Origin of the sequence: Sulfitobacter sediminivivens, from assembly GCF_042611115.2 — a bacterium.
Classification (GTDB): domain Bacteria; phylum Pseudomonadota; class Alphaproteobacteria; order Rhodobacterales; family Rhodobacteraceae; genus Sulfitobacter; species Sulfitobacter sediminivivens.
In genome coordinates this window covers 1-10,657 of the sequence record NZ_JBHGAR020000044.1, presented here as the reverse complement: position 1 = coordinate 10,657, position 10,657 = coordinate 1, and the positions used below count along the sequence as shown (strand labels likewise).

Here is a 10,657-nt window from a genome sequence, read left to right as displayed (position 1 = left end):
TCTTTGCTGATTGGTATTCGTCAGAGCTCTCCATAGCCCCCTCGTCTTGATTGCATTTTGATTGGCTTTGATTAGCAAAACGAGGGACTTCGCACATTGAGCGAGATCAATGCAACCGATGTACTCGGGCATTATCAGGACATAATTCGCTCTTTTGGATGGAGAGACTTCGATGCCCGGCACGCCAAACCCGCTGAGTGAAATGGGCAATCTGGACCATGTAGTCGCTGCTCAGGACGAACGGCCAAACCCGCTTTTCGAGACAACCGCGCTCCCCGGTTTTAAGAAGACCGTTCGGGGCCGTCGCGCCATTCGCAAATTCGATGGTGAACCGATACCCGATGCGGTGATGCGAGACTGTTTCGGTGACGCGATTCTGGCCCCGAACGCTTCAAATCTTCAGTGCTACGAATTCTACTGGGTCCGAGATGCGCAAAAACGAACGTGTCTGTCAGAGCTTTGTCTCGATCAGCCGGGCGCGGTGACGGCAGGAGAGCTGATCGTTGTGGTCTCGCGAGTCGATCTTTGGCAATCGCACCTCAAGAAAATGTCGGACATCATGACAGACAGTGGCCGCAAGCCCTTCAAAGGGCCGATTCGAGACTACTATGAAGAGATCGTTCCAATGCTGATGAAGACGGATCGCCTGGGGTTCCACAATCTCAAACGCAGGCTGATGTTCTGGTATCGGGGCCGCAGCACGCCGACCGTGCACGAGCCGGTCACGCGGGCGGATCATCGCATATACGGTCACATTCAGGCAAGCCTTGCCGCTGAGAACCTGATGCTGTCACTGGCCGCGCATGGGTACGAATCCTGCCCGATGACCGGGGTCGACAAGCGCGCTATCAGCGCCTTGCTTGGCTTGGCCTCAACTGCGGAGGTCACAATGGTGATTGGTGCGGGCAAAGGAACGCCTGAAGGCCTTTTGAGCCCCCGAGCAAGGCTTCCATTTCGTGAGTTGGTAAGGGAAGTATAGCTCCTGCATCCCGACTACCTTTTTGCGCGGCCACTGGAGAGGACGATGCCACGAATTTTCTGGGTAATTCTTCCCGCGATGCTTGCGGTCTGGCTTGCCATGAACCTCTGGTCGGTTCCAAAGATCGAAGAAATGTCCGGAGGCTTGCGACTGCTTGACACGCGGTTCACCGGCTATTCTTTCGCCGAAGCGCAGAACTTTCTTGCGGCGCTTGGGGAAGAAGGCACAGCGATATATCTCGGCCCGCAACTCTGGCTCGACATGGTCTTTCCGCCGCTCTTGGGGACCGTTCTATTCCTGAGCTACCGCTGGCTGTTTCCGGGATTGCCAGGTCTCATAATCGGCACAGCATCATTGACGTCAGTTGGAATAGACTACTTGGAAAATATGGCGTTGTCGGTGATGTTGCGCGCCGGGCCCGACGCCATGACATCCGACATGGCTGCAATGGCAAATCAGTGGACGGTCACGAAATGGAGCCTCGCGCTCGTGGGGCTTCTGACCTTGGTTGTCGGCATCGTGCTGCGACTGCGTGAAAGGCTCAAGCGATTTGCGTCCAAAACTAAGATCAGGATCGATATTGGACGACCGTTCGAGCGACATTAGTCGCATTGCGGTAAGAACCGTTGCGCACAGAATGTTTTAATTGAGTTAAGGTACTAGAAGTGCGGCGAAACTTGGCAGTTCGGATACGACCGAAGCCTCTGGAACACGAGGCCGATGCCCGCAATTGGCCATACAATTTCCACCGAATGTCAGCTTTAGGTGTATTTGTTGAAAAACTCTTCCTTGATTGCGGCCTGAACTGCTGATTCAATTTCCGTATTGTTGGAGGGATTTGACGATGTTGGGACCGAAGCAAGAAGCGCAAGCGGCACTGTTTTACGAGTTTTCGCTGGAAGATCATGTCCCACAAGATCACCTGCTGCGATCCATTGATCGTTTCGTTGACCTGAGCGGCATTCGCGCCCATCTGGCGAATTTCTACAGCCACACGGGCCGCCCGTCGGTCGATCCTGAACTTCTGATCCGCATGCTGCTGGTCGGATACTGCTTTGGCATCCGGTCGGAACGACGGCTCTGCGAGGAAGTGCATTTGAACCTGGCCTATCGCTGGTTTTGCCGCCTCGACTTGAATGATCCCATCCCCGATCATTCGACTTTTTCCAAGAACCGGCACGGGCGTTTTCGGGAGAGTGAGTTGCTGCGCCATCTGTTCGAGACAACCGTCGCCCGCTGCATCGAAGAAGGACTTGCCAGCGGGCAGCGTATGGCAGTGGACGCCAGCCTGATTGAAGCGGATGCCAATAAGCAGAACTCAACACCGAAGGAACAATGGGATGCGTCGACCATCGATCCCGCAGATGCACCCCGCGCGGTCCGCGAGTATCTCGACACGCTCGATGAGGCTGCGTTTGGCGCGGCCAGCGAGGTACAGCCCAAGTTCACCTCACATTCCGACCCCGCCAGCCAATGGACAGCTGCGCGCAAAGGGCCTGCTTTCTTTAGCTATTCTGACAATTATCTGATCGACACGGATCACGGTGTTATTTTGGACGTCGAAGGGACCCGTTCGATCCGGCAAGCTGAGGTTGGATCGACACAGACCATGCTGACACGGGTGAAAGACAAGTTCGACCTGGCCCCCGACTGGATGATCGCCGATACCGCCTACGGCTCCGGCCCGATGCTCGGCTGGCTCGTGGATCGCAAGATCGATCCTTACATCCCGGTAATCGACAAGGCCGGACGCCCCGACGGCACCTGGACACGCACAGACTTCGAATGGGACGCTGAGAATGATCAATATATCTGCCCCGAGGGTCACGCGCTTAAACAGTTCCGCCGGAATTATTCCGATCCGAACCGGGGGCCGACGGGCAAGGGCACAGCGCGCTATCGCGCCTTGAAAGAAGTCTGCCAGGTCTGCCCGTCCAAACGAAAATGCTGCCCCAACGCCGATGCGCGCAAGATCACCCGCGAGGAGCACGAAGATGCGCGTCAGGTCGCCAGGAATCTGGCCAAAACCGAAGAGTACCAGATTGCGATGAAGCTCAGAAAGAAGGTTGAGATGCTCTTTGCCCACCTCAAACGCATTCTCGGGCTGGGACGACTGCGATTACGTGGGCCGTGCGGCGCAAATGACGAATTCCTCCTCGCCGCCACCGCCCAAAACCTCCGTAAACTAGCCAAGATCCTTCCTGCACCGCAGCAAACGCGCAAAGCCTGATAGAAAAGGCGCTCGCGCTCCGTTCAGAACCACGCTTTCTGCGCCAGCAACACGTTGTTTTTCCACAGAATCGGCTCGTTCCTGCCGTTGGCGCAGCTTGCAGCATCATGCACTCTGGGCTCAAACGGTGAGCTCGCCGCGTAAAGTTGGAATAGCCGCAGCCTGAAAGTAAATGGCACAAGCCAAGCGAATCCTTTCTGAAATGACGAAACTTCACAGGATTTTAGCGGCACACCAGTGAGGCTGGGTGAATGGCTGGTCTCAAGTCGTCAGGAGATAGGCAATCGCTGCGGCACCGCATGGCCGCTCGGAGCCCGAAGCAGTCTTGATTTGGCCAAGACAGTGGGAGCCCGTTTCGCTCAAGTTCCGCGAACGGCCGAGACGGCGAGCGCAGGCATTGGTACCCGGTATTCTCCGTCCACGAGGAATTCTTTCAGCTGTGCATCCCAAGATGAATAGATTTCCTTCAACACGGCATCATCCTGTTTGTCCAGGATGATGGCGGCCCTTGCGGCGAACTGCCTGAATTGCTCGGCGAACTTCCCGGAAGGAGCCCTGAAGGCAAGCGGGAGCTGGAGTATCGAAATCGCTTGGAACCCAGTCTTTTCCAGAGCTTTTCGCATGGCTTCTTCCGTCGAGAGAGCAAACGGTGGCGGCGATGGCGGCACGACAGACATGTCCGCCAGCTTCATCATCGTGCCGAAGACGATCCGAAACAACGGGGACTCGGGGGGACCGATCCAATGGCTGAGCGCGACGCGCCCACCTGGCTTCAGGACTCGCGCCATCTCGGAGAGCAATGCGTCGGGGCTTCCAACATGCATGAGTCCGAAGGAGCAGATCGCGGCATCATAGCTGTGATTTTCGCGCGGAATGAACTCTGCATCACCCACATCAAATACCACAGTCGGGAATGCGGCCCGAGCTGCATCGACCATCGCCGCGGACACGTCGATGCCCTCTGCATGGGCACCCAAAGCCCCTGCTGCACCCGCGGCCCTGCCGGTTCCGCAACAAAGATCAAGAATGCGCTTCCCAGGGGCCGTTTCGGCCATCGCCAGCAGCATTGGAATTGCTTGGGTTGTGACCTGTCCCGTGAAATCGTTGTAGGTGCCCGCACGCGCGTCCCAACCCACAATTTCCGCCTTTTTGAACCCTTCGTAGCTCATGACTTTTCCCTCCAGATTGTGTAGCTTGCGCCAATGTACATGCATAAGACCTCTCGCGTCAGGGCCAGACTAGCCATGTGCGGGCCATCTCGGCCAAATGAGTGGAAAGAAGGAAACCGAAGTAATGAGCAGAAATTTTGAAGCTGATCCGCTTCGGATTGACATTCTTGCGGCGGAGAGTTGCAGAGGCGCGATTCTCTACGGCCTGCACGACCTTTTGGCGTCAGTGGGAACCGCTTGGTCCTACCTGACGGAAGGGACCTTTCGGCCGCCGATGACACGCGTCAGGATAGTTGCGCGCGAAAAGGAGCCGTTTCGCTGCATAGGCGGAGTCCCGGTCATGCCGGACGCGACGCTTGAGGAAGCCGATGACGCGGAGATCATCTGTCTGCCCAATTTCAGGATCGGCGAAGCAGACAGGCCGAAAGACGTGCTGGGACCGGAAATCGACTGGGTCCTGCGCCGTCACACAGCAGGTGCCCGTCTGGCAAGTGCCTGCTCCGGCGCGGCCCTTTTGGCAGATGCGGGCCTCCTGGACGGTGAAGAAGCGACTGCCCATTGGTCGATGCGAGAGATTTTTCAAAAGCGTTATCCCAAAGTTTCGTTCTGCCCGGACCGCACGCTCACCTTTGCGGGCGAAGGCGACTCGATCGTGATGTCGGGTGGAATGGCCTCTTGGCAAGATCTTGCGCTCTACCTCATCGCGAGGTTTCTCGGACCCGAACATGCGGCTAGATCCGCCCGGTTCTATTGCGTTGATCCCCGCCCCGATGGGCAGCGCCACTATGCGGCGCCCATGCGGCGGCTACAGAACGAAGACGCCGTTATTCGGGAATGCCAGGAATGGCTGGCCGACGGATACGGCAAAAGCGATGCGGTCGGGCGCATGGTTGCCCGGTCCGGTCTGCCGAGACGGACCTTCGATCGGCGTTTCCGCGCAGCCACCGGCTACAGCCCCACGGATTACGTGCAGTCGTTGAGGATCGAAGAAGCAAAGCAACTCCTGGAGATGGAAGAACTCTATGTGGACGCGATCGCCGAGGAGGTGGGTTATTCGGACGCTCGCGCTTTCCGTCGATTGTTCAACAAAAAGACAGGACTGAGCCCCGCGGAGTACCGGCGACGCTTTTCGAGCAGCGGCTTTCTTTCTGCCCGATAAAGTGGATTTCATTCCGTGACGATCTGGACGCGCAGATACCGTCGCTGACTTTTCAAGCCGTGGCACCTTATGGGACAACGCGCGCCGCAAAAGAAGGGCAGTTCTGTCCGCACAGCGTGAATTTGTGGTTTCAGATTTGCTGCGGCCTGCCTGAATGGCCGCATTTCCTACTGCGGTGCAGCGGATCGGAGCGTTGCGAGCGCACGCAGCAAAATTTCGGCACTTCTGCTGTGGGCTCAGAGCCGACATTGGAGCAAATGCAGCACGCTTTTGTAATACCCACCGGTTGCCATCAAGGACGGCACTTTGCTGCCATTGGCCTACCCTCGGCCATGCTGTGGCGCGGCCCGTCGAAGGAGACATTCGCCGCGCGCGAACGGCAAACCCGTGGCAAGAACTGGCCGGGTTGGACGAAGAGTTCACGTTTCCTGAAGAAGGCTGCAAAGGCATTCCCCGCAGCCTTCAGTCTTCTTGTCGTTGGTTATCGCCCACCTGCACCAGAGGCCATCGTACCGATGGACCAAAGGCCAATCATGCACTAACTTTCAATTTGGACCACTCAAGTGGGGCTGCTCACAGAGCCTTACAGATAGCTGTATTTCATGATGTAAATTTTACCAATCTGACTGGCTTAGACTGGCTGCAATCATCCAGTTAGATCATTGCGCGGGAATTGCAACAGTGTGTCCTCTGGGAGAACGATAGCCACGTCGTATAGAACCTTCGCCTCGACGTCTGCGTTCCAAATCCAGCCTTCGAATAATCGTGCTCAACTTCTTGCAGGAACTAAAACGGAACTTCTTTGGCTCATGCAATGTAACCTCAGGTTCACGACCTCGTTCTCTGAACTTAATCTCTATCTTGTATTCCACGATCATCCGAACCTTGCCGTTGCGCATATAATCATTGGCACTCGCGGGTTCTCGTCGACAAACCAAAATGGATAAAAAGTGAAACGTAAAGGTGCTATTTGGATTTGCATTGTTGAAACGACGGAAGAGTTCCGGCGAAATTCCCGGACGATCCACCTGACTGATTGATAGGGCTCCATTTGGATCCGGCCCCGGATAGGTTAGTGGATCTGAGTTCGAACTTGTTCCTCTTGGATTGTGAGTAAACGTCGGATCATAGGGTTGCCCAGCATTTGCCCTGTCAATTTCGCTTTTCAGGACATCAAGACTCCAGCCGTCGCTGCCGTCTTTCACCGGGTTTTCCTTCAAATTCCATTCATGCCGTACAAATTGAATTACTGTATGCGTGCCTGCTCTACCGCAACATCTTTCTGCGTTTTCGACCGGATAAAATGTTTGAATCGGGAATCCGAGAAAGGTTCTTCCATCTGGATTTCGAGTTGGAGTTATGGTCGTGCCATGGGAAACAGCTGTTTGTGAATCCTGAGCAGTTTTTTGTGGCCCTCCGCGCATATGCGATTTTGTGATATTAGGTGCAAATTCCCATCGAACTTGCAGCTTTTCCACCGGATGAATTCGGCAACTCCTGCCCCCTTCTGGTGTCCATTGGGCATAAGCCTCAATCTGTTCAACAACAACACGATTGTCTCTGTCGTTCATACCCGGAGGAGGCTTTAGCTCGATATCTTTTTCCGACTGCGCACTTATCTGAGCCAAAACTTCGGCTTGGGTACCAGAGAATTCCCTTGGTTGTAGCGCATCTGTGTTTGGAGCGGTCCTGGTTACAACAATGCGCAATGTTCCTGGCGGGTCCCCTATGCTGGTGACTTTGATACGCACGCCAACTCTGGCATTTGAGGAAATCGCCAATTCAGGTTGAAGGGAAGAAAATCGGCGTAAGACCGTTTTTCTGAACCTGCCATTGCCATCACGAAGGTCGAGACCCAGTCCAAAAAAAGCAATGATGTTACAGCCCGGTTGCCCTTGCCGACGACGGCGAACCACCGTCCGGCCTGCTTCTTGAAACATGATGCCTGATGCCCGCCCGGGAAGTTCATTGAAAAGTACTGTGTCTCCTCCCTGATCAATGAGAAAGTGTCCTGGCTGACGATCAAAAGGAGGCCAATCTTCGTCGTCGAAGAGTTCGCCCTGCTCTTCTAAGATCAGCGCCTCTTCGCGTGTCATCTTTTTGGATTCTGTCAGAGTTTCAAATATCGGCCGAGGCAAGATCGGTTCGAATATAAGTGGTTCTTCGAATTCTTCTTCGTTAGATCCCAACTCGCTCCTCCAACTTGGGAACGATTCTAGCACATTTGCGGAGTTAATCCCAACTGAATCAAATCATGTGGTTGGCGGACAGATCGGAGTTGTTGAACAAACATACTACCGCTGGCGCAAACAGTACGGCGGAATGGGCGAAACCAATCTGAAACAACGAGAAAGGATCAAGCACAAGACCATCGAAAACCGGCGCTTGCTTCACCGCAAAACGCTGCGAGCGCACGCAGCAAGAAAATCCAATTTACGGGTTGGGCTCTTTCAATCCCTTAGCTGCGAAATGCGTAGACGTCCGCTAAGCCGAAATTTGCGTAGTAATGCTATAGATCCAGTCTCTAGCTTCTCGCCCTGCTCTGCCCGTAAAATTCGCTGATGATACATAAATTTTCCCTGTTAACATATGTAGGGAAATCACGCGCAAGATACTGTTTTCATATGGCAAATAACGCACGAATAACCGAGTGGCGGCCATATTTACTCAATTTCCCTGTAGATTTCCCTGATAGCAGGGAATTTCTGCCCAGACTGGATAGCTCAGAACTGGCTGCACAGCCACTTTAAATTACTGCTGTATTAACAACGATTTAAACCTAGATCGTAATTCTGTTCGTTACAGTAATTGATGGATTTGCCTACAAGACAATAGTTGAAATATCTCTGTTTGAGAACGAACTGCCGATGTGGTGTATTTAGTCTTGTATGTAGACGGGGTTAATATGGGGATAGTGTTAGAATATTGAAAGCATATCGCACCCCGGAGCTTCAACTGGCGGCTCGCCAGTTTCAGGGGGCCCCCGATCCGCTTTCGTCGTTGACGGTGGTTTGAAGTTTGGTTTTGACAATAAAACACAACAGACGCATGACCCCTCATGCGCATTGTGTTGGAAATATCATCAGATAGTCCTGAACCGGGCTTGTGCCACGTGATACTGGGCTCATCACCCGGACTATCTCTCCACCGTTTAGCGGTTCTAAATTAGCGATAGTTTGTTAACTTGCGTCCATAACTGGACCTGTCGCGCTTTCGTGCCGCCCCAAGTGCTCGTTTAAGCCACTTTCCGTTCGAAGGCGACCGGGCTTTGCCAGCCCAATGCTGAGTGGCGGCGGCGTGGATTGTAGAAGCCGTTGATGTATTCGAAGATCGCCATTTCAGCCTGCCGCCTGGTTTCCCATGATCGCCGCCAGATCAGCTCAGCCTTGATGGTTTTGAAGAAGGTCTCAACGGCGGCGTTGTCATAGCAATTGCCCTTGCCACTCATCGACACTTTGAAGCCGTGCTGGCGCAGGATCTTCTGATAATCGTGGGAACAATATTGGCTTCCCCTGTCCGTGTGGTGGATGCAGCCCTTAGGCGGTGCCCTGAAGGAGATGGCCATGTTTAGCGCCCGGATCGCCAGATCACGCTTCATCCGATTACTCACTGCCCAGCCGATGACCCGTCTGGAATGCAGGTCCAGGATCACGGCCAAATACAACCAGCCCTCGCGGGTCCAAACGTAACTGATGTCACCAGCCCATTTCCGGTTCGGGTGCTCTGCCACAAAGTCGCGATCCAGCAGGTTTGGAGCAATGTTGAACTTGTGATTGCTGTCCGTTGTGACTTTATGTTTCCGCGTTCTCACCACCGATATGCCGTTCTGACGCATCAAACGGCCAACACGTCGATGGCCGATGTTCAGACCGATCTCTTTCAGCTCTTCGGTCATTCGTGGCCTGCCATAGCTGCCCAGGCTGAGACGCGATTGTTCTTTGATGTGCGCCAACGTCACCATATCAGATCGCTGCCTGCGGCTGGCTGGCCGACTGCGGAACGCACGTACACCGCGCATGCTGACATCCATAATCTGACACAGGCGCGCTGCCGGAAACACATCCCGGTGTTCTTCGACGAACCTAAACCTCACGGCTTTTGGCTCGCGAAGAACTGCGTTGCTTTTTTAGGATGTCCCGCTCCTCCTTGAGGATACGGTTCTCGCGCCGAAGTCGGTCATTCTCTTGGGCGAGGCTCAAATCCTCTTTCGACACGACATCAATGTCTCGATGCGCCGTGATCCACTTGTTCAGCGTCGACATCCCGACACCGAGATCATCAGCCACCTGCTTGCGCGTCAGTCCACTGGTCAACGCAATCCGCACCGCATCTTGCCGGAATTCGTCCGTCCGTTTCAGTCCCATAGTCAGTCTCCTTTGTTGCACTAAATGCTATCAAAGGAGCGGCATCAAACCGCGACAGGTCCAAATCAGACACCGCGCGACGCAAGCGCTCGTTCTCTTTCTGTAGCCGCTTCAGTTCTTTGAGTTGTTCTGTGCCCATTCCACCGTACTTCTTCTTCCCATTGCCCGGCAGGCGCATGGCAAAGCCATGCTGCCGAGAGGGGGCGGTAATAGGTTTGTTCAGTCACACTGATCTGTCTGATTGCATCAATCCGGGGCATGCCTTGCCCCATCAGAACTTCAACCTGCCGTAACTTCACGACAATCTCTTCGGGCTTGGGGCTCTTAATCGCCATCTCTGGTCCTCCGCTTTCCTAACTATAGGGGCGGACCACTTCAAAGGGGGAGGCTCAGCTGTCTGATAGTCGGGATGCACCCAAGCTATCCGATTGTGATCACGACCACCCCACTTACAACCGTGAGGACGCCAGCCCATCTCTCGCAATATATGCTTGATACGGCTACAATTTGCCTTTAGTTTTCAGTAAGCCATTTCACAAGATCTTCCTGAGGAAAGGCAAAATGTCCGTCATCCGCAATCAACTCCTCCAGACGCTGCTGAACGATTTCCCCAGAATCTGTTGATTTCCGCCGAGAAGTGACCCGGTAGCCCCATAAATTGTCACTGAGAATTGACCCATTGTCCGTCGTCATATAAATTGGGACATCAGAGCGGCTTGAGCATTGGAGGTTCTGGCTCGTTTGTGTGATTGATTA

The 10,657-nt window shown here is 54.2% G+C and carries 8 protein-coding genes and 1 pseudogene; 5 read left to right on the top strand and 4 right to left on the bottom strand.

The window, feature by feature from the left end; genetic code table 11:
* The first annotated feature begins 172 nt into the window (after window positions 1-172).
* The 3 genes from ACEWL3_RS20335 to ACEWL3_RS20325 all read left to right on the top strand — a co-directional run bounded on the left by ACEWL3_RS20335 (window position 173) and on the right by ACEWL3_RS20325 (window position 3,209).
* Complete coding sequence (locus tag ACEWL3_RS20335; protein ID WP_386185430.1) at window positions 173-979, top strand: nitroreductase family protein; 807 nt, start codon at window positions 173-175, stop codon at window positions 977-979.
* Between the two features lie 45 nt (window positions 980-1,024).
* Entirely contained in the window at window positions 1,025-1,585 is a 561-nt protein-coding gene (locus ACEWL3_RS20330) for a hypothetical protein (RefSeq protein WP_386185432.1), read from the top strand.
* 238 nt (window positions 1,586-1,823) lie between these two features.
* Window positions 1,824-3,209 carry an IS1182 family transposase gene (locus ACEWL3_RS20325; protein ID WP_386185434.1) on the top strand — a complete coding sequence of 462 codons (1,386 nt, stop codon included), beginning with the start codon at window positions 1,824-1,826 and terminating at the stop codon, window positions 3,207-3,209.
* 359 nt (window positions 3,210-3,568) lie between these two features.
* Here the strand turns inward: ACEWL3_RS20325 and ACEWL3_RS20320 are convergent, their stop codons facing one another.
* A complete protein-coding gene (locus ACEWL3_RS20320; protein WP_386185437.1) occupies window positions 3,569-4,378 on the bottom strand; it encodes a class I SAM-dependent methyltransferase in 810 nt (269 codons plus the stop codon).
* 124 nt (window positions 4,379-4,502) lie between these two features.
* Here ACEWL3_RS20320 and ACEWL3_RS20315 point away from each other — a divergent pair, with 124 nt between their 5' ends.
* On the top strand, window positions 4,503-5,537 hold the full coding sequence (locus ACEWL3_RS20315) for a GlxA family transcriptional regulator (protein ID WP_386185439.1): 1,035 nt from the start codon (window positions 4,503-4,505) through the stop codon (window positions 5,535-5,537).
* A 659-nt stretch (window positions 5,538-6,196) separates the two neighbouring features.
* On the opposite strand, the gene ACEWL3_RS20310 is transcribed toward ACEWL3_RS20315, so the two are convergent.
* Window positions 6,197-7,633 (bottom strand): hypothetical protein, encoded by a 1,437-nt coding sequence (locus ACEWL3_RS20310; RefSeq protein WP_386185441.1) that lies wholly within the window; start codon window positions 7,631-7,633, stop codon window positions 6,197-6,199.
* 160 nt (window positions 7,634-7,793) lie between these two features.
* On the opposite strand from ACEWL3_RS20310, the gene ACEWL3_RS20305 reads away from it, so the two are divergent.
* Window positions 7,794-8,099, top strand: a complete 306-nt coding sequence (locus ACEWL3_RS20305) for a transposase (protein ID WP_386185443.1) — start codon at window positions 7,794-7,796, stop codon at window positions 8,097-8,099.
* Window positions 8,100-8,772: 673 nt separating this feature from the next.
* On the opposite strand, the gene ACEWL3_RS20300 is transcribed toward ACEWL3_RS20305, so the two are convergent.
* Both ACEWL3_RS20300 and ACEWL3_RS20295 read right to left on the bottom strand, forming a co-directional pair.
* Window positions 8,773-9,901, bottom strand: a protein-coding gene (locus tag ACEWL3_RS20300) for an IS3 family transposase (RefSeq protein ID WP_386185470.1) whose coding sequence is annotated in 2 segments (ribosomal slippage) — window positions 8,773-9,658 and window positions 9,657-9,901 — 1,131 coding nt in all. Because the reading frame shifts where the segments join, the coding sequence is not laid out codon by codon here.
* Between the two features lie 49 nt (window positions 9,902-9,950).
* Window positions 9,951-10,236, bottom strand: a pseudogene (locus ACEWL3_RS20295) (transposase); the annotation flags it as partial.
* Window positions 10,237-10,657: the final 421 nt, after the last annotated feature.